11 protein-coding genes are annotated in these 21,068 nt (G+C 53.7%); 3 read left to right on the top strand and 8 right to left on the bottom strand.

Annotated elements, in window-relative coordinates:
• Positions 1 to 205 precede the first annotated feature (205 nt).
• The 6 genes from RAC89_RS30075 to RAC89_RS30050 all read right to left on the bottom strand — a co-directional run bounded on the left by RAC89_RS30075 (position 206) and on the right by RAC89_RS30050 (position 8,084).
• Complete coding sequence (locus tag RAC89_RS30075) at positions 206 to 2,362, bottom strand: peptidase domain-containing ABC transporter (protein ID WP_306617341.1); 2,157 nt, start codon at positions 2,360 to 2,362, stop codon at positions 206 to 208.
• A complete protein-coding gene (locus tag RAC89_RS30070) occupies positions 2,355 to 2,576 on the bottom strand; it encodes a hypothetical protein (RefSeq protein WP_306617340.1) in 222 nt (73 codons plus the stop codon). The genes RAC89_RS30075 and RAC89_RS30070 overlap by 8 nt, the downstream gene beginning before the upstream one ends.
• Positions 2,566 to 5,805 carry a lantibiotic dehydratase gene (locus RAC89_RS30065; RefSeq protein ID WP_306617339.1) on the bottom strand — a complete coding sequence of 1,080 codons (3,240 nt, stop codon included), beginning with the start codon at positions 5,803 to 5,805 and terminating at the stop codon, positions 2,566 to 2,568. Before RAC89_RS30065 ends, RAC89_RS30070 begins: the two co-directional genes overlap by 11 nt.
• Before the next feature lie 88 nt (positions 5,806 to 5,893).
• Positions 5,894 to 6,064, bottom strand: a complete 171-nt coding sequence (locus RAC89_RS30060) for a class I lanthipeptide (RefSeq protein WP_306617338.1) — start codon at positions 6,062 to 6,064, stop codon at positions 5,894 to 5,896.
• Positions 6,065 to 6,081: 17 nt separating this feature from the next.
• On the bottom strand, positions 6,082 to 7,296 hold the full coding sequence (locus RAC89_RS30055) for a lanthionine synthetase C family protein (protein WP_306617866.1): 1,215 nt from the start codon (positions 7,294 to 7,296) through the stop codon (positions 6,082 to 6,084).
• Between the two features lie 128 nt (positions 7,297 to 7,424).
• On the bottom strand, positions 7,425 to 8,084 hold the full coding sequence (locus tag RAC89_RS30050) for an ester cyclase (RefSeq protein WP_306617337.1): 660 nt from the start codon (positions 8,082 to 8,084) through the stop codon (positions 7,425 to 7,427).
• Between the two features lie 236 nt (positions 8,085 to 8,320).
• On the opposite strand from RAC89_RS30050, the gene RAC89_RS30045 reads away from it, so the two are divergent.
• The 3 genes from RAC89_RS30045 to RAC89_RS30035 are packed head-to-tail and all read left to right on the top strand — an operon-like array spanning position 8,321 to position 9,724.
• A complete protein-coding gene (locus RAC89_RS30045; RefSeq protein ID WP_306617336.1) occupies positions 8,321 to 8,767 on the top strand; it encodes a hypothetical protein in 447 nt (148 codons plus the stop codon).
• Position 8,768: 1 nt separating this feature from the next.
• The gene (locus RAC89_RS30040; protein ID WP_306617335.1) at positions 8,769 to 8,996 is read left to right on the top strand and encodes a helix-turn-helix transcriptional regulator; all 228 of its coding nucleotides are present in this window, start codon (positions 8,769 to 8,771) and stop codon (positions 8,994 to 8,996) included.
• A 2-nt stretch (positions 8,997 to 8,998) separates the two neighbouring features.
• Positions 8,999 to 9,724 (top strand): DUF4386 domain-containing protein, encoded by a 726-nt coding sequence (locus tag RAC89_RS30035; protein ID WP_306617334.1) that lies wholly within the window; start codon positions 8,999 to 9,001, stop codon positions 9,722 to 9,724.
• A gap of 461 nt (positions 9,725 to 10,185) precedes the next feature.
• Here RAC89_RS30035 and RAC89_RS30030 read toward each other — a convergent pair whose 3' ends face one another.
• Both RAC89_RS30030 and RAC89_RS30025 read right to left on the bottom strand, forming a co-directional pair.
• Complete coding sequence (locus RAC89_RS30030) at positions 10,186 to 12,225, bottom strand: LuxR C-terminal-related transcriptional regulator (protein WP_306617333.1); 2,040 nt, start codon at positions 12,223 to 12,225, stop codon at positions 10,186 to 10,188.
• Positions 12,226 to 12,394: 169 nt separating this feature from the next.
• Positions 12,395 to 20,923, bottom strand: coding sequence for a fibronectin type III domain-containing protein (locus tag RAC89_RS30025; protein WP_306617332.1), 8,529 nt, complete (start codon positions 20,921 to 20,923; stop codon positions 12,395 to 12,397).
• Between the last annotated feature and the right edge of the window lie 145 nt (positions 20,924 to 21,068).

Raw genomic sequence — 21,068 nt, 5'->3', positions numbered from 1 at the left:
AACTAGAAAACCCCGTCAGCGGACAGGGCTTTACCGATCTGCAATCAGCACATTTCTGCCACTACACACACCTATCCCGGTCCTCAGGACACCAGTAATGGCACATCTGCCATTACACGATCCCAATCGCACCAAATACCGACCGGCTCACCCGCCTTCTCGCAATTCCGCCACTACACACACCTATCCTAGTCCTGACTCGCTCTTATAAACTTTGAGCTCTGACCAGTTCAGAGTACACCCCTCCCGTTCGCAGCAAGTCATGATGCTTTCCCTGCTCGACGATGCGGCCGCCGTTCATTACAAAGATGCGATCGGCTTCCATGATGGTGCTTAGTCTTTGGGCGATGATAATTTTCGTACATTCCAGCTTGGAGAGTGCTTCCTGTACACGACGCTCGGTCACCGTATCCAAGGCACTTGTGGCTTCGTCCAGCATCAGGATCACCGGATCGTTCACAAGCGCCCGCGCCAAGGCGAGTCTTTGTCTCTGCCCTCCGGAGAGCGATGCTCCATCCTCCCCCAGAATCGTTGCATATTTCATGGGCATGGCCATAATATCCTCATGAATATTTGCGAGCTCAGCAGCAAGCTTTATCCTCTCTGGAGGGGCTTCCAGGTCAGCGAGAGCCAAGTTTTCGCGAATAGAGATACCGAATAAATAGGGGTGCTGAGGAACGACCCCGATTTGACCGCGAACCCACTTCAGGTCCAGCTTTCGAAAGTCGTAGCCGTCATATAAAATAGTCCCCGAGCTAGGCTCATACAGTCCCGCCAGGAGTGCGGCAAGCGTCGACTTTCCAGAGCCGGAAGGTCCGACAATAGCAATAAATTCCCCCGGTTCAATCCTGACGAAAACATTCTTTACCGCAGACGCAGACACCGGTGAGTACTGGAAGGATACATTCTCCAGGACCACCTGCCCCTGCAGACGAGGAACGGGAGTATATTTCTCCCCCTCCTGTTCTTCCGGCTTATCCAATATATCGTTAATCCGGTCGAGAAAACCGTAGATTTGCTGCACCTGAACAGCAGTAGAGAGAAGCCCCGATAAGGAAACGAGATAGCTGCCCGCCAAAGCACATTGTCCCAGCATCGCACCTAGACTTGCGCTTCCGTTCAGAACCTGTATTCCTCCGACAAAAAGGATCACTAACGGAGAGCCCACGCGGAGGGCCGTTAATAAAGCATCCATGGTGGCGCCAAGCTGATCTTTACGCAGAGCTGCGTGAAGCTCTTGCACAAATAAATCCGTCCACTGTCCTACAGCGCGTTGTTCGGCACCCGTGGACTTCAACGTCTCCAAACCGGACAACACCTGCACCAAAAATCCCTGCGACTTGGCTTGCGCCTCCAGCCCTTGTGTATTGAGAACCAAATAACGATGGCGAAACAAGAGAAAAATGCATGCCTGCAGCAGGCCGAGGCCCACGGCAATTCCACAAATGAACGGATTGGTAAGTAACAGCAGGACGAGATACAGACCTACCGTCACCCCGTCAAGCAATCCCGAGAGTACCCCGGTTGTGAGCATATCGCGAATTTTCGTGTTGCTGTTCACTCTGGCAAGGAGATCTCCGGAGGATCGCGCTTGAATCACCATATAGGGGAGCTGTGTCAGGTGAGTAAGGAATCGGACGGTCATTTTATGATCCACATGCGTCCTTAAATATAACAAGAGATGAGAGCGTACCATCGACCCGAGGAAATGAAATAATGTCATCGCAATAAGGCCGATTCCAAAATAATATAAAAGCCAAACGTCACCTTGGGGTAATATTTGATCCACCAAGGCTCCTGTAAGTAAAGGGAGTCCCATGGAGAATAGTTGTATCAAAATGGAAGTGACGAATATTTTCGACAGCATCCCTGGGAACCGGACCATCTGTTTGACATGCCTCCAGGGAGAAGGGCGGTTTGCCGAAGCGGCAGTAGGCTGGAAGGCCGGCCCTGGAGTGAGGATGAGGCCGATCCCCGTGAAGCTTTGACTAAATTCCCGGTAAGGAATATGTCTCCGCCCCCATTCGGGATCAACGACCCATACGCCCTTGCGGGAGCAGCGCTCGAAGACAATAAAATGCGTGAACTTCCAATGTAGGATCGCTCCGGTTTGAAGGCGGGGCAGATGATCTAAATCAAAGGCGGCTCCTTGCCCCTCAAGGCCGAACCATCTTGCCGCTTGCAGAAGAACATGCGCGTCCAAGCCACTCCGCCCTCCCCCGGTCACCTGTCGCACTTCATCCAGAGGGATTCGCTTGCCGTAATAGGCCAGGACCATCGCCAGACAAGCTGCGCCGCAGTCGGCTACCTCCATCTGCCGAATCACTTCAATTTTGCGCGATTGAAGGAGCAGCTTACCCATTCGCCCCGCCCCCTGACGTGCCGAAGAGCCCTTCAACAAGTACGAAGACAAACTGGCGTCCGGCGAGCCCCCCTACGATGCAGCTGCCAAGAAGAAACCAGAAGGCAACCGTAAGCCATACAGGAACAGGACGGAGCACGGAGGATTTGTTGGTTACGGGCAACAAGCTGTCCAGCGCTTCTTTTCGAAAAAGATCAGGCTCCCTATTCGTCATTTGGTTCACCTCTTCGTGTTCGGCCGCTTTCGGCGTCATAAAGACGGGCCAGAAAATCATAAATAACGAGCTCATGGGCCCTATGCGACGACCGGAGCATTCGGTTCACATGCATATGGATATAACTCGCCGCCAGCTGCTCCAGGGGTACGGTAAGCTCCCCCGACCCTTCCGCCTCCCACAAGGCATCCACCATCGGTACAAGTCGGCCCGATCTCCTTTGTAATATCGCATGCCCCGCGGCCAGCCGATCTTGGCCGGACGGCATTGCGCGGAAATAACTCTCTAGGCGAGCCCGCTCTCTCCGAAACCGATCTCCCAAGCTACGGCGGAATGCCCCATCGACCCCAAATTCCGCGGCAAACCCGTCCCGGGCTTTTTTCACGATGTCGTACTTGACTGCGGCAGGAAACCTAAGATCCGATAGGAACCGATCGACCCCGATTAAAGAGAGCCGCCAGCGGTCATCGAATCCGGCATCGCCTTCGAGCGTCTCCAATAGGTTCATTACCGCTTCGCTGTCTATATGAAAGAGTCCCTCTGCGAGACTCATACCTTTCGATCCGCCGTAGCGCTCCCATTCCGGCATATAAGTATCGACCTGGAAACGCCAAATCGTACCGTCCTGCAGCTTGGGCAGAAGGGTATTTTTCAACTCCGGAAGTACTTCCCCCAGAAGCCGTTCGGGAACACCCTTCAGCCGAAGCCGTAGATGCCAGTCGGGATCCCCGTACCGAATATAAAACCACTGTTCCGCAGCTCCAGACCGCATGGCATGGGATACGATGCGGCGTACCTCCGTTCGAAGAAGGGTATCGACAGCAGCAGGTCCTGCATAAAGCTTTGCATACAACCACTCCGACCCGGGTGGATAGACTCTTCGGGTATTTTTGCTTTTTACACTCGTTGCGGAAGTCCGGGACACGGTGTTTTCCTCGGAAAGAGTCCGTTCGAAGGGCACGATGAGCTCGTGAACGAACCGCCCCTCCGGTCCCCGGACCACCTGCTCTTCCAAAGAAGGGAAAAATTCGGTAATCCGCACCTCCGAGCGGTTTTTGGCCATCTCAATAAACGTATCGATACTTAACACATTATTTAAATCCACAGGCAGCTCACGATCCATTTCAGCAAACAAAAAGACCTGCGGAAGCCCTCTTCTCGTGCGCCACTCTTGTACAGACCGAAACCGGTCACCGCCCTTCATCCGGCCAAGGCCGGTCAGCTCCTCCTTCGAAATGCGCCAAACGGCCCGAGACAGCACAGTACGCCCGAACACCACACGGGGCAGAAATGACGCGGTTGATAGCGGTCCCCAGTCCCAGGCCAGATAATCGGCTCGCCCGTCCCCCTGTAAATCACACAAGAAACGGTACAGTCCGATACCGTGAAAATAATTATGGGCTGTGGTAAGGCGGGGAATTACACGCTTTCCCAGCGTTGCCGACCGCAAAACGACCTCCTTGCCGACAACAGAAACTAACAGGTCGGCAATAGGAATTTGCTGCTCAAGCGGAGCCCCGGATTGTCCCAGAAACGGAATTTCGTAATCGCGAAGCACCGGACGGGCGACCAAATTACCGACCCGACCTTCCGGGAGATGGACGATCTCCGCAAAAACAGCATCCGGGTGAAGCGCCTCTTCCGAGCGCAAATGTTTTGTGACATGACCGTGCAGATCACCGTCAGCATGACAAAATCTGCCTAACAGACGAGCGCCGGAAGGACCGGAAACATCATGCAGCAGCACTTGAAAGTCGCCCCGGTGTAAAGCCTCCTCCGATCCGGCGGCAACCCGTACCATTGCAGCGAAGGTGTCCGGCAGCGGCAGGATGGGGTCGGGCGATAGAGCCACTAGATCTTGCTCCGTTAAGTGAATTTCCATTGTACCGATTGAAATGGCATCATTCAGCTTGCGGAGCAGCAGCGTCTCACGCTTACCCCACGTTTTCTCCTCCCCCTCCGCTGCAGGGAATGGCAAACCGGCCAATAAAGGCGATGAAGCAACGAACACATCCGTACCGCCATAGCCTATGCCCGCCTCATCGTCGAGGACCTCGGTTAAGGGCACCTGCCTGCCTTCGTACCGCTCCAGAAAATTTCTGCGAAACCTATCCATGTGGGATTGCGTTTTTTTTCGAGCCGTTTTGTGCAGAGCCTCCACGCCCTGTAAGATTTCTTCTATCACCTCATGCCCTAATGCAGCCTCATCCAAGGGCTTGATGAGATCCACTTGAAACAGCTTGGAAAGCTCAGCCTGTGCAGGTAAATGCTCCAGCTTACGACCGATGGCTCGATAACGTTCCGTGTTGACGCCGACCCCTTCCCTGTCGAGACGCTCCAGTTCGGACTTCAACTCACGCAGCTGCCCGCTTACGGATTCGGCATGCTTCGATTCCTCCAAATGCTGCAGCAGATGTACGACGGCTTCGCTCCCTGACACGCTGGAAGACAATACAGGAACCAGCAGCTGATGGTCAATTAATTCGTGCAGAAAGGCTTCAGCCTCCTCCCACGATATCTCCGGATCCTCTGTTGTCAGCGCTAGAGCTAGATCCGTAAGGTGGGCGCCCGACTTGGCATTCGATACAATTTGATCTACATAATGTGTTCTTGCGACAGACACCAGATGATGGCTTCGAATTTGTTCCTGCTGCTTTGCTTCAACGTAACGAATGTGCTCTCCGATCTGATAGAGACTCGAATTCGGCCGGTATATGAGTTCCTTCCTAAGAGATTTCTCACTTGTAATCACTTCGCACAATGCAAATACATAATCCATGTCGAGCCTGGTATGGCGACGGTACGAGGTTGGATCCGCAAGACGAATTTTCGTTTGATCGCCGATGGTTCCTACGGACCCACCGGCAAAAAGACCAAAAGGTGTCGGTCGTACAGTCATTCGTTCAAAATATCGGACCAGTGCTCGTTCGATTTTCTCCCCCTGCTCACTCTCCGGGCTATCTAACCATACGGATAGCTTGCTTTCCAGATCGGGAGACGCAAGGAATAATGCCTCGCGTACTGCGGGGCGTTCAAAAATAGCGGCTAACCGGCTTCGGAAACGAAATCGATCCGCTTTCACGGCCGCCTCTAACTCGCTTGGGGTAAGAGCAGCGGATGACTCCGCCCCTTGACTCCAATGGATGAGATCTTCTATTGGCAATAATGGCGTTCGTATGGCGAAGAATCCCGAGCTTTGAAACATAGATGAAATGCTGTGCCCCCTCATGATTCCCTCCTCCTACATTACATCAAGCGGCCCCCGGACAGCATGTTTCCGGGGGCGCACTTTTACCATACAGTCAGGTCAAATCCGCTTAGATCCAGCAGGTTCCGCCGCAGCCGCTCCACCACTTGGTAACATAAGGCCTTCCGCCTGCTGCATTCTTAAGCTCTTCGTCGCTTAGAACGCGTACGGTTTCTTTGTGCAGCACAAGCTTCTTTACTTCATTTGTTTCTGGAGCCTTTTCTTTTTTGAAATCATCCATTCTCAATCTCTCCCATCTCATTTTGAAAGTAAATAAATGCGGTCCCACAACGGTTCTATAGATGTAGACGCAGCCAGTAGAGTCAAGGCTATTCCTGCCGAACCGATCAGCATGCCCGGTTCGGGTGTCCAAACCATCCTTCCGTGTGATCCTGTCAGCGCCAAGTACCCGCCGATTCCTTGATCCCTTCGTCTCATGTCCAGAGTCCTTCGCACCCAATGACAAGCTGCTTCCTTAAAAAGCTCTTCGCCAGTAGCCTGGTAGAACCGATTATAGAGATGTGCCAGACCGGCGGCACCATGACAGAAGCCGGCTTCCGCTACGCGAGATTCATCGTCCTGCAGCAGAACTGAAGGCTTGCAAATCGCCATGGCTGTATCCGCCCAGTTCGATTCACCCACATGCTTAGCGGCCGCCAAGAGTGCTGCCGCAACACCGGGGTCACCATGACACCATGCGGCAAGGGCTGGGGACGGCTCAATTCCCGGTCCGATACATCGGGGGAATTGACCAAATCCATGATCTTCGATTCGCCTTGCGAGCAACCAGGGAATCGCGTCGTCCAATAACCGACGTACCTTGCTCTTCTCCACGCCAAGTGCAAAGGCGTGGCTCAGCAAGGCGATCACACCCGGGGCACCGTGCGCCATCCCCAGATTATAGTAGCCATCCGGCGCGTAGTAGCTCCTTGTGTCGGGCGGCAGCAGCTCGGGACGTGTGAACCAAGTGGTACCGTGCGGTCCTTTCTCTGCAACCGCATCGAGCTGACGAATCACCAGCGTAAGCATTTCTTCAGCCGCTGGGGAGGGAAATCTTTCACGAGCGTACACGCCGATGCCGACCAAACCGTTGGTAAGGTCGAAGTCTCCATACCAAGGCTTGCGAAGAAGCTCCAGAAGCAATGAGTCCACTTCATACAATAGATCGTCGTCTCCGGACTTTTCGCTCAAATGCGCAATCGCCCAGGCAATGCCCAAGAAGCCCTCATAGAGTGAAGCCGACATCGGGGTCTCAGCGACTGCATCCATCGCGCGGTCAAGAAACCGTTTGGCTGAATACCCATCCCCAAGACCGGCTCTGTCAAGGTAATGAAACAATACCGCTACCCCGGCTAAGCCTCCGCTTATCGTCGCATCATCCATTTCATGGTTTTCTAGACGAGCAGCGATGGCCTGCACGGTTCCCAAGGCGCTCTTGCGAAGCTCATCGTCCACTATCGGTTCCCAAGACATCAAGCGCTGAGCCCCCTTCGTACGAGACGATTGATTGTGAAGCTACGGAATTGACCACTGACAGATATAATTATATGGGGTACTTTATCGCTGCACTACGGCAAACCTACGTAGTAAAAATACGTATTTTATCCGTCCAGGAGACCGCTGCGGACTGCCCATGCAATAACCCCGGCCCGATTGGGTACGTGAAGCTTCAGGCGAATATGCTCTTCATATTTTTCAATTGTCCTTGGGCTCAAATGCAAATGGGTACCGATTTCTTTCGAAGTATATCCATTGCTTACGAAACGAATAATAGCCAGTTCACGTTCTGTGAACAGAGTGCAATCGGCCTGTAAAGCCTGTGTCGCCGGTATATTGGATTCCATCGGAGCTGCTTCCGAAACCTTCCATAATCCGAGCTGCCGCATAAATTGCTGCTGATCTACCATAAACCACAAGGATGAAATCCGGTCGTCCAAAAAATCAAAAAAAGCCTGAATGGGCATGGAGAACGATTTGAAGGTTGCGGGGAAACGGTAAAAGCCTTCTTCAAGTACGCCGGATAACGTGCCCCGCACCGCCACCTTGTCCCCATCCGAAACGCTATCCTCTATCTGAAATTTCAAGTTGGAGAAGCTTTTCCTTACCTTGCCGACGAAATGTAAAACCTCACTGCGCTGCATCGTTAGCCCGGTATTGAGCTGGGCCGTAAAGGTGAAATGAAGAATTTCGTTTACAACGGAATGATTGGGGCTGAATAATTCGTTGCAAAACCGATTTACGATTGCATTTTTGCATACCATTAGAAACCCACCTATCTACGATCATTTACGTATTACTTTATGTAAAATTTTACCTCCCCACAACCTTCATATGGAGCATATTAGTCATGTATTAGTCACTAGTTGGTCATGTATAGGTAAACAGTCTGATTGCACCGATCAATGTAAATTAAACTTGACATTATTATAAATATTGGATAATTTATGTATAGAATACTTTACATTATGTAAAAGTTAATATATAGGAGAGTGTATCCATGACCTTTCAAGAGAAGAAAAGCATCGTTTCATTGATCAGCGTCATACTCATCTTTGGGACTTATTGCTTGTACATGTATCCGCAGCAACCCGCAGGAGGGCTGGAGTCAACGGAAACCTTTCGCTATTGGGGGTCCTTCGTGCTTACCTTGGTTTTGGTCTCCATTGTCGCGCATATCATGATCAGCATCGTTTTCAACATCGTCTATCGAATTACGACAGGAGAGAAGGAGCCCGGCTTTGCGGATGAACTGGATAAGCTTATTGACCTGAAAGCGACTCGCAATTCCTTCTACGTGTTTGTCCTAGGCTTTCTAGCTGCCATGGGTTCGCTGGTAGTGGATCAGCCATCCCAAGCGATGTTCATGATTCTGATCGCCTCCGGATTCATGTCCGAGGTTACCGGCTCCGTCACCAAACTTTATCACTACCGGAAAGGAGTATAAGATGGGCAAAAATCTTGTCGGCAACCACATTCGAAAACTACGTTTCAACCATGATGAAATGACCCAGCAGCAACTGGCTGACAAGGTAGGCGTTACAAGACAAACCATCGTGGCTCTGGAGAAAGGTAACTACTCTCCGTCTCTGGAGTTGGCTTTTCGCATTGCCCGCGCCTTCGATTTGCCGTTGGAAGAGGTATTTTTTTATGGGGAAGAAGAGAAAGGAGAATGAAGATGAGTGCGAATCAAACGACCGCAAAGATTGTGGGAGTCTTATTCATACTAGCGGCGGTTACGTCGGTTATAGGACTGCTTTTATACGATCCTATACTACATCATCCCGATTACCTTACGAACGGGTATGCCAATAAAAATCAAGTGATCAGTGGAGCGCTGTTTGAGTTAATTCTTGTCTGTTCGGCGATCGGCACCTCGATTATGTTGTATCCCTTATTCAGAAAGCATAGTGAAACCATCGCTTTGGGGTATGTTTGCTTCCGATTTCTCGAGGCTGTTCTTATCACGGTTGGTGTTCTGAGCGTATTAGCCCTATTGACCTTAAGTCAGGATTTCGTAAATGCGCCGGCCCCCGACGCTTCCTCTTATCGAGCGTCAGGGACCCTTTTAACAGCAATACATGACTGGACCTTTATGCTTGGGCCTAATTTCATGTTGGGCATCAATACGATGATGTGCAGCTATTTACTCTACAAATCTAGGCTTGTGCCCCGATTCATCTCCTATATGGGATTAACCGGAGCGGTGCTCATTTTTATTGCAGCCTTGCTGGAAATGTATGGTGTCATCCTGCAGCTCTCAGCATGGGGAGCCGTGTTGGCAATACCGGTAGCCTTGTATGAAATGACGCTGGCGGTATGGCTGCTCGTAAAAGGCTTCAATGCAGCCCCCAAAATGAAAGAGGAGTATTCAGGTCAAAGTGCTCTAGAAACCTACACCTAAGATTTTAAGGAAGTGACCTTATCGACCTCTAGCTTTACGCCCGCAATAAGAAAAGAAAAGTCGCTATATGGAGACTCTAGTAAATTATGCTATAATATGGTTCGTGCACGCTGTAGGGCGGTCGGCTAATCCTCTGTGAAAGGAGGATGATGCCAATGACAACACAAGAAATGTTAGCCTTTGGGTTAATGCTGATTGTGATTTTGTCTTTCCTGAATAGGAAATAGACCGCCCACCCTCGCAAGGTCGCGGTCTACCGTGTCACCAATGCAGTACAGCCGACCGCTTAGCGGTTGTTGCACTGGAGGTCGTGTTTGCCGCACGGCCTCTATTTATTTATATCCTACACCATTCAAAATATAACATCAAGGCCGTAATGCTGCTTTTTGTTTTTCGCGTACCTTATTATTCATCGGATCCACATCAAGCCCCGTTTATCTTATTACGAAGCTTCATTGCTCCTACAACAATCTATGGGAATCGTGAGCACCCATGGTTCGGCTTAACAGCTGGGTACGGCTCTTCACGTTGAACTTGTGAAACAGCGAGCGCAGGTGTTTCTTCACGGTCACCTCGGAGAGAAACAGCCTTTCGCTCATTTGCCCGTTGGTCAGTCCCTCAAGGAGTAATGACAATACCTCCTGCTCACGTTCCGTCAGGACGGGCGCTTCCGTTACCGTTGTCGTTGAGACGGGCCGCGTCAGAAGAATCTCTTGCTGTCCGATCTTCTCCAGCATCCGCTGCACGAAGCTTTCAAGAGAACCGGCTCGGCGATCCAACACAAACACAGGCGCTGGAGTGACCCCATCATAGAAAGTGTGCTCGCCCTCAGCTGCTATCTCGAACCCCATGCTCCGATGCGGCAGCTCAAAGAGCGGATGAGGCGGCGGTGAATTGATCACAAGGTAGTCCGAGAACATCAAGCTGAGAAAGAAATGACCCAAAGAATCCCGCACGCCTCCCAGATCCTGAAAGTCGATCGTTTCAATGCAATAGCCTGCAGGAGCCGCTGCTGGGGCGGATAAGCGCTCCCATTCCTCCTTGGACAACGCCTCAAAATAGGCTTGATATCTTGGAGATGTCCTTAGGTAAGAGAGCGTCCCTTCATGAATCGGGATGACGGCGGCAAATGCCTCTATTCTCCCTTGCTCATCCCTTACAACCCGGATCACGTCATCTCCCAAGGGTAGTAGGACTGTGAAGTCAATTCCCTTTAGCGTGGCCAGTGTTTGCTCCGCCGTCAGCTCAAAGCGATAGGCTTCTTCCGTGAAGGGGTCCTGAAGCAGCAGCTTCGCCGGTCGCGCCTCCCGCCATCTTCGCTCCACATACGCCTCAAGCTCGGCCAAAGCCTCCGCTCCTACCGGCACGAAGGGTCGTGTCCATGGATTGACACTATGAAGCAAAGCGCGAATGATGCCATCGCCCAGGTAATACGCCAGCTCTCCCGCTTCCCAGGATACAACCGACCCTTTGGGGCTTCTCTGTACCTTATGATAATAGTGAAGGAGAGCCTGCTTCATGTAGCCCGCGAAGCGCTCCGGTGATCTGTCCCTCAGCTCCCGCACAACCGCCACCCGCATCAGCTCGTGCACCTCCCAGCCGGGGGTTCTCCTGCGAACGAAAGAGCAGCGCACGAGCTGTCGAAACTTAGCGGCGCTAATCTCCCGGCCTGCAACAAAGGAGAGACTGTCCTGATTGAACCGGCTAAGCACACAGGCCGCTTCGATGAAGGGAACAAGCTGTTCGTCCGGCACCTCTCGAAGCCATTGATGCACAACATAGGCAAAAGCATCGCTGCAGGAGCCGGCTTGAGGACTCCCCGCACCCGAAGATGGTAAAGCACATAGCAAGGACATCATCAACGGGTGACCCTTGCTATGTCTCCATATGTACTCAAAACGTTCCCGATCCGTATAACCGCAGCGATGCAAATATTCCTGAACGTCCTCTGCCGTAAGCTCCGTCAGCCTCATCGACACAATCAGGTGCCGCCAGCCGGAGAGCATCCATGGCTCGGCAAGAGGCCTTCTTCCCGCAATCACAACAAGCAGATTCTCGTGCAAACCCGGCAGCCACGAGCACCGGAACCAATCGTCCAGGGCCTCCAGCCGCTCGTAATGGTCGATAAAGAGCACGACGCGGTCATGACGGGCCATTTCATTCAGCGCCTCCGTACACAGTTCCTCGGTCGGCTTCGCTGTGAGCCGCTGTATGTAATACTGATCCTGGAGGAGCTGCAAAATCGAGGAGTAGATTTCGAACGGCTCGGGGTGAAGCCCCAAACCGTTGATCGATAGCGTGATGCAACCCTCCGCTCTTGCCCTGCGGCCGAGCTCGGCGAGAAGAGTGCTTTTGCCTGTTCCCCCCGTGCCGTGTATGGAAATGATTTTCTCTATGCCGGTGCGCCCAAGGAGAAGCCTCTCGAAGGTTGCTATCTCCCCGCGGCGTCCCACGAGCGACTGTCCCTCCAGCTGCTCAAACGTATCCACGATTGGCATCATATCCTCCAAATTGACCTATGGTTTCCTCCTTCCATCATATACAAAGATTGTTTTCATAACAATGTGAAACTTTACACATATTGGTAGGAAAATAGACCGAGAGCGGGAAACAGATCTCGCTTCCCAAACAACAAAAGCTGCCCTCCGTAGAGGACAGCTTGCCGTTACGTTACCATTTCTTAGAATAACAGCCTTTTGCCTTCAATGCCGCTTCAAACCCGAAGCCCGGCTTCCCGTTGCGGATCGCATCCGCAGGAGATTGGAACTTCTTGTCTGTAAGCTTCTTGGTCTTCGCCTTCGACTTCGTCGGATCCGTGAGGTCCCCCTCATAGGAGCCGATGCTGAATTTATCCACGAGCTTCACCTCGCGGCAGCCGGTCCCAAACGGTGCAAATCCTTGCACGCCCAGTGTAACGGACGCAGGACCGCCTTTGATTTTCACCGTAGCTTCTAGGGTAACCCCGCTATTCGGTATGCTCTCGGTTGGGCTGACCTCAACGCCTGCTCCGACGCCAAAGCCCGCTTCCGCACATGCGCCGAAGCCGTCCTTGTCAATACAGAATCGGGCTCCGCCGCCAACACCCTGGTAGTAGGAGGCTCCGATACAGAACAGTCCGCAGGTATCGCGCAGGGTGACCGGATTATTCCCTACATAGGCATACAGGTTCGCCTGGCGTCCCTCGAACAGGATCGGATCGATCGCCGTCCAACGGCCGGAGGCCGGATCGTAATCCCGCGCGCCAAAGCGAAGCAGCTTCGTCTTCTCATCCTTTAAGCCGCCGGCATAGCCGATTTCAAGCTCAAACGCCGGGTTCGAATCCGATAGCAGCACGCCAAAGCTGTCATAACGCATAGCCTTCACCACGGTGCCCTCAGCATCCAGCACCTGCAGCGGAGTGCCTACCTGGTCGCTAACGATATAGTAGCTGCTGCCTTCACGCTCCAGACCAAGCAGCAAGCCGCGCTCATCATACTGGTAAAGAGTGACGACGCCTGCGGCATTCACTGTTGCGGTTACCGTGAGCGGCGCGTTCACATCGCCATAGAGATACTGCGTTTTACCGCTCGCATCCTCCCTGGAGGTACGTCTTCCTATGCCGTCATAAGCATACCGGATCGTTTCTCCCTGGACGGTTGCCTCCAGCAGCTCACCCTTCACGCCGTAGCGGAACGTATCGCCGCCTCTTTGCGTTAAATAGCCGTCGATATCGAACTGATACTCCGTCTGACCGATCTGCTTCAGCAGGTCGTAGCTGCCATAGGTGCTGATCTGCTGTTCAGCGCCCGTGACTTCACGGCTGCGGCGGTTCTTGTTGTCATCGTAATCGTACGCTTCCACATACACACCGCTTACGCCGCTGCGAGTGACTTTGCGAAGCTGATGATCCTTATCATACTCATAGACATACACGTCAGAACCCTCTGATGTCGTCACTGTTTTCCGGATCAGCAAACTTCTCACATCATACTCGTGGTCGACAAGGTAAACCTCTTTGCCCGCCAAGGTATATTGCATCTGCTTCACACGGCCCATGTTATCGTAAGTCATGCCCACCTGCAAGCGGTCGTCACGAATCGTACCTACACGCTTACCGGGACCTGTGCGGTCAAAATAGAACTTGCCATACTGAATCAGCTGGTTATCCTTGTTCCAGTTCAAAGCTGCATTTGCCTGGAATGTGCCTCCATAGACGCTTCCGGTTACCGTGGTCGAGATGTTCGTCAGACGGAACTGGCTGTCATACTGGTAGCCGAATCGTCCGTTCGCTTGCCCGGACCATGCAGCGGACTGCACCTGATCTCCGTCGTACGTGAATTCGATCGCCTGGCGTAATCCGTACGCAGCCCCCGTCACCGTTGCTCCGTAAGTAGAAGAGGTCACACTTTCAATCAGTCTTACCCGGTCCGTAGAATCCCCGTCAAAATAGGAATAAGTGCGGCTTACATCCGGATCGATCACCTGATGAATTCTTCCCGTGTCGGTCTCTTGTTTGTACTGCACGACACGTCCGCTGCGGAGCGTGGATTGCTGCATATCTCCGTCCAGGCTGCGCTGAATCGTGATCCCTGTCGCAGCACCCTCCTGGCGGAAGCCGACGTAGAGATCGTCTTGGTCAAAGTCCTGCCGGTACCTGTCTCCATTCGCCGTGATCACCCCGGTAAGATTGCTGTTGTCGTCATATTCCTGACGAATCAGCTTGCCTTCCGGTGATTTTACGCTCGTAATCCGGTTTAATCCGTCATAGCCGAACACCTTCTGAGCTCCATAGGCATCCGTTACGGTCTCCAGTCGATTGAACGCATCATACGTATAGTCGAGGTACTGATCCCCCTGCAACTTGCGCTTGAGCAGTCCTTTTTCATTATACTCGTATAATACAGGCGCGATCGCCTGACCGACCTCTTCTTGCTTAGTCACACGGTCGTAGGCGTCCATGTACGTGCGTCGCTGCAAGCCTTCCGGACTCGTCTCCAGGATGCTGTGCGTCGCCCGGTCATAATGCACGGTATATACGTCATTCCCCGTCTTGTTCTGTATCGTCAGCGACTGCAGACTGAAAGGATCAAGCGAGTTCGCCAGTACGGCTTTCCTCGTTTCGGAATAGTGCGACACCTGCCCCTTCGGGGTGGTGTATTGGAACTGCCTGACTACCGGCACATCCATTCCCCAGCGCGGATCCGCATCCAGCTGCTTGATCAGCTTGGAGCCGTCCGGGAACGTAGTCTCCTCCGGTCCATGAAGCTTGTGTACCACCGACGTTTTCTCACCGGTAGGCTCAATGGTCGCTGTAGTCATGCTCTTGTCGCCCGGATAGGTTTCGTATTGAGTGACCTTACCGTCAGGGTTCGTAAACTGCACCCTGACTCCGTTCTCAAGCGGAATCGCCTCGAGCTGCTTTACACCGTCCTTTGGATTTTCCGCACGAATGAGCATTCCCCGCGGGGTGTAGCCATAGTCGCGCACATAATCGCTCGTATCGGTAAACTGCTTTAATAGTCCCTTATCGTCATAAACCATCTTGTGCGTCTTGCCGCCCGGATGCGTTACGGTAACCAGCTGTCCATTCTCTACCTTCAGCTGGGTTCGCTGCCCGTTCGGAGCGATGATCTCCTCAGGCTTACCCGCGCTATCCCGAACGATAGTCGTTACATTGCCGAAAGGATCACGCATCGCGATCAATCTTCCCGCAGGATCATATTCCATATTCATGAGCACCTGACCGGTGTATCCGCTTCGTGTCGTCAAATGCCGTCCGTTCTTTTTATCGAGCTCGTAAGCGACCGTCCCCGTTTCGTCCGGGAGGATGGCATTGACGCCCTCTTTTACCCTATAGTGATAAAAGCTCTCTCCTGTCGGCAACGTGGACTTCAGCGTAATTCTGACGTACAGCTCTCCGTTCGGACCGATCCCGAACAGCTGCATAGGAACTCTCCCTGATTGATCGTACCCTTCTTCGCGCACGCGCTTAGCCATACCCAGAAACACTTGCGGCTCGGCCTCTTCAATAAAACCGTCAAGATTGATTTTGTAGAAGACGCCTTGCTCCAGCTCTTTAAAATACACAACACCGACAGGGCTCACGTAGATGCGGTCCGTATGGAATACCGCTTCCTCCGGCTTCACTCCCGTCATGATGTTGGTTACCTTCACTTCGCCTGGGGCATCGGTGAAGGCCTTACCGATCAGCTTCGACATCGTACCGTCAGGATGAATCACGCGAATGCGGCTCTCATCGCTATTCCTGCCTCCGATATCCAGAAGATAAATGCTTCCGTCCGAGCCTACCTGAAAATCATTCACCCGGCCGATATTCTCCGGCGTAGCGCGGCCATCGTCCGTCGGATTCGCCTCAAACCGGCTGCCCCGGTGATTATAGGTCATAATGTAGCCGTCTGCATTCAGCTTATGCAGTGCATTGCCGTCCAGGAAATACAGACTGCCGTCCGCTCCGGCCCTCAAACGGTAAGGATTGTGAAGCTTCGCCTGCAGACCGTGCGTTCCGTCAGGTATCGGGTCGTAGATGCCGCTGCTCGGCTGACCGCCCGCAATGACCGTCCAATCCGAGTCGCCGGGCGAACGGCGCACAATGTACATGATCGTCTCTTTGATGATCACAGCGTAGATGGTTCCGTCCGTTCCTACAGCAAGACGGTCAGGGTAATTCGGAACCTCCAGATACGTATTCGGTTCGTAGCTGAACAGCTCCCGGACCGCCCCTTCATGATCCACGCGGTAGAAGGTATGGGTGCTGGAATACCCCCAAGGCCAGTCATTGGTCTTTTTGACAAAATAGTATTGCCCGTCGGGACCAATCACTCCGGTCTCGGTGTTTCTCCCGTTCTCGAGCACCAGACTGCCCGGCACATCGGCCCTGCCCCGGAAGTTGATTTCTTGACCGACGGCTGCCCGCTTCCGTTCGGAGGTGCCGTCTCCCTTCAGCAATTCGTCGGTGAGCAGCATATGGTGGTTATCCAAGCTCCAGCCGGCGATGCCCGTCTCCTGATACGGATTGATCGGACTTAGCACGGAGCCGCTCCATGTCTCACCAAGGGTAATCTGGTTTAAGCTGCGGTTCATCAGCACATGCTTGACGCCCGCTACCCGGCCGAAGCTGCTGGCTGCGCCGCTGCTCGAACCGCCGGAGCTCGCTCGCATCGCATAATACTGGGCTTGATATACATAACGGATATCAACGGAGTACCTCACATCTCCGATCATGTCGCGACCATATACGTCCTTGCCGTCCCAATCGTATTCAAACGTCTGATTCGGAAAAGCAGGGAACGATTTCTCGATCGTACGGCCGGCAAGGTGCAGCTTCACTTCCACACTGCGTATAAACGTGCTGGGCTTGAACGTCGGCTTGGTGACAGGCACCGTAATACGGCTCTTCTCCATGTAACCCGGCGTTCGCTTACTTTGATAATTGAGAGTAAGCGCACTGCCTTCGATCGGAATCGTTTCGCCGAGCGTTTGATCCTGACAGCCGATGATGGAGTTCTGTTTGTTACAGAGCTTCATCTTGAACTTATCCTTCCACTCATCCTCCTGCTGCGGCGGGTTCTCCGAATCCTCCGGCGGTCCGTAAGGCCAGTTTGCATCCCACGGGGTAAAATGCTTCACTGTCACACGCCACAAACTCTTGCCTGCGGGATATAGGGCAGCGAGCTTCGCCTGCTCTTCGGCCGTAATGCCAAGTGAGGCCAGGTCCGCCTCCGAATCCGGCAGCTCGTCACCGTTCGCATCGATAGACGCTACGCCGCCGTTCACGGAAAGTACCTTGATGACTATCCCATCTTGAGACGGGATCCATCCTCCGGCCTTATAGTCGTAGTAACCTAAGGGCACAACGGTTCCCGTAGGAAATTGAAGGAAGTTATCTACGTAAACGGGAACCGGCTGATTGAAGCGGACCTCTGTCGCCCCTGCCGCTACGGCTTCGTCCACAGACAGCTCCACGGCATAGGTGTAGCCGACATTCGCCGGCAGCTCACCCGGCATCGCTTTAAGCCCGTTCTCGCCTACGGTGTATTCGGTAGCTCGTACGTGAAGGGCCGGAAGCTCCTTCAGCGTTCCATCGATCAGCTTCATCTGAGCTGTCGTTCCCGGCGTAAACAGCAGCGTAGCCTGACGGCTTCCGTCTGCGTCTGTTACGGGACTGCCTTGCGCTACTTGAATGCCTGCCGCACCGCTTAGCTGAATCTCCGTTACGTTACTGTCATACGGAGTCATTGCTACGTCCGGTACGGTGAGATAATCGTTCCAAGGCACGGTAGCCTTCCGCTGAACCGTCAAATACCCAAGCTTCTCGTACTGAAGGGTCACCGTTGCGCCGCCGTTGATCACAAGATCGAAGGCGCCGTCTGCGCGGCTGACCGTATGACCGAGCTTGCTCTCGTTCAGCACCTGAATCGTCACTCCGGATAGCGGCGCTCCTGCGCGATCCTGTACCTTACCTCGAAGCACGGACATACGTGCTTCATCCAGAGCTCCAGGCTCCACCCCAAACTGAACAGGACTGCTTCCCTGATATAGGAAGTCTGTCGCATCGGCGAAGCTCGTCGTTCCGGTGGCGGATAACTGCGGCGCCGAGGCAGCAGGATCTGCCGGAATGACCGGCGCTTTAGGGCTTACTGCAACAGGAGCCGAAAGCTCCGAGGCATTGCCGCTTTGGTCGACGGCTTTGACTGCAACATAATACGTCGTCCCGTTGGTCAGGCCGCCGGCATAGTAAGCCGTTCCCTGAATGGAGGCCTGCAGCGACCACGGACCCTCCGCAGCTTGCGACATATAGACTTGGTAGCCGGAGAGGTCCGGTTCCGTGCCCGCTTTCCAATGAAGGATGGCCGCTGAATCCTTGGCGGTAGCCTTCAGACTAGTCGGCGCAGCCGGCGGCACAATGTCATCGTTATTGGGCGTAGCCTTCACGACAGCCGATCGCGCGGACTCGTTCCCGTTTCCGTCCACCGCTGAGATGGCTACAGCATATTCGACGTTGTTCGTAAGTCCTGTCAGCGTATATTCCGTAACCTTCCCTGTCTCGGCTCCGAGACTCCAGCTATTGCCGTTGTCTTGGGAAAGGTACAGCTTATACCCTGCGAGGTCGGCATCGGTCACGGCCGTCCATTGGAGCTTAATAAGCGCATCCCCAGCCGACGCGGTCAATCCCTGCGGAATGGCCGGAGGCGTCCCTTGCGGCGTCGCTTGAACAGGCGTCGAGCGATCCGATTCCTCTCCACGGTTGTTCATGGCTGTGACGGCAAAGGCATAGACGGTGCCATTGGTTAGACCGGTCATCGTGTAGCTCGTTTCGTTCCCGGCCTGCTGACCGTAGCCCCAAGTGGCTCCCCCGTCCATGGAGACATACACCCGGTAGTTCGTCACTTCGCTGTTATTCGTCACGGCATTCCAGCTTAGCTTCACGGCTCCTTCGAGCGGCTGCGCCGTTAGTCCTTCGGGCGCTTGAGGCTTGCCGATGAATACATGATAAAGCACCGATTTGGCGGACTCCGAGCCATTGCTCTCATAGGCCGTTACGGCAAAAGTATAGCCGCGGCCGCTGACCAGTCCGTTCACCATATAAAACTGCATTAAGCCATTGTCAATGGGGTCTCTCCAAGTGATGCCTCTGTCTTCCGATACATAAACTTTGTAGCCTGCAACCGCCGGATTCTCCACCGCACTCCAGCTGACCACGCGGGAGGTCTCTCCGGCATAGTGGACCTGGATTCCTGTCGGCGCCGGCAAGGAGGAGGCCGGAGCACTCGGAGTAGCCTGCACGGGAACAGACTTGGCGGATTCATTCCCCGACACGTCTGTCGCTGTCACTGCAAAGGTATAGGCGACTCCGTTCGTCAAGCCCTCGGCGGTATAGCTTGTGAGCTTGCCCGTTGGTTTCGCGGACGACCAAGTACTTCCTCCGTCGTGGGAGATATAGACCTTGTAGTCTTCCAGATCACTGTCACCTACCGGCTGCCAAGTGAGCGACACCTTGGAATCGCCTGCTGCTGCAGATAAACCGGCAGGAATTGCCGGCGGAGTGACATCCGCGGACTCCTGTACCTTGATAACCGCCGCTTGGGAATTCCAGTGATACAGCTTTCCCCAGCCCGGCTTAAACAAGCCGATACGTACCGTATAGTCGCCTTCCGCCGCTCCGGCAGGCACCTGCCATGACATCGGATAGGTGTGGACTTGATTGGCGCGTAGCTCCTGAAGGTCCAGGAACTGCTGATGCACCTTCTCGCCTGTAGGACTATAAATCTCGGCATCCACGAGCACCGTATCCTTCTTCGTACTGCTGACCTCTACCTTCAGATCGACTTTCTCACCGGGAGCCGCCTGTGAAGGCGTTGCCGTCGCGCTAGACGTGTACTCCGCCTTTCCGCCCGGCTCGCCGTTCGCCGTGGCCGGCAGGACGTTAATCACGGCCCGCTTCGACCGATCGACATAAGTTACGGTGCGGTCAGGACTTAAGACGCTCATTTCCACAGCGTATTGCCCTGCCGGAGCCGCTGCCGGTACATTCCAGGCTAACGGGAACAAGGTTTCCATGCCTGTGTTGAGTGTCCGATTTGGAAACTCCTGATGTGCAACAACCGCACCCTCCGCGCTGCGCAACTGGATCTCAACCAGCGTCTCGAGCGTGGTAGAGCTGCTGGCTTTGGCCAAAATCTCCACAGGCTCCCCCGCGCGAACCGCACTTGGTGTTACGGTAACCGAAGTGCTTACGCTCGGTCCTGCCGCTTTGCTTACCGTGATGACGGCTGCGCCTGCATGCCAGGCATACTGCACCCCCCAATCGGGCTTAAAGATCCCGATGCTAACGGTATACTTCCCTTCCGGGAGGGTCTCCTCGAGCTTCCACTCGAAGGGAATGCTTTTGGTTTCACCCGCTGTAAGGGACAGCCCATTCTCGACCATCTGGAAAACCCTCGCTCCGTTCGGGCCGAATACCTCCAGGTCCACCAGCACCGATCGGCTGACCGCCGCGGTAATTGAAGCCGTCAAACCGACCGCTTGCCCCGGCTGCACCTGCGATTCCGAGGCGGCTACGGTGGTTACGTAGTCTGTCACGGGTTCGGCAGCACCTGCCGTTGCGGCTGGCAGCACCGAGGTTACGACCAGCACCCACACGAGCAGGGAATGCAGCCATCGCCTGTGATGGGGCTTCCTCATCATGCCGTATTTCATCATTTCTCCTTCCTCTCCTTCAGCTCATTATGCACGAGGTTCAGCTTAGCACATCGCCTTAGGAGCGAATAAGTATCCAAAAGGATACTTTTAGGGTTTATCCCCCAAAGTGTGTAAAATTTAACAAATGTCAGAACGGAGAAAAAAG

Origin of the sequence: Paenibacillus sp. GD4, assembly GCF_030846225.1 — a bacterium.
Classification (GTDB): domain Bacteria; phylum Bacillota; class Bacilli; order Paenibacillales; family NBRC-103111; genus Paenibacillus_G; species Paenibacillus_G silviterrae.
Note: the sequence above shows the minus strand (reverse complement) of the source record. Positions and strands in the feature narration are given on the sequence as shown.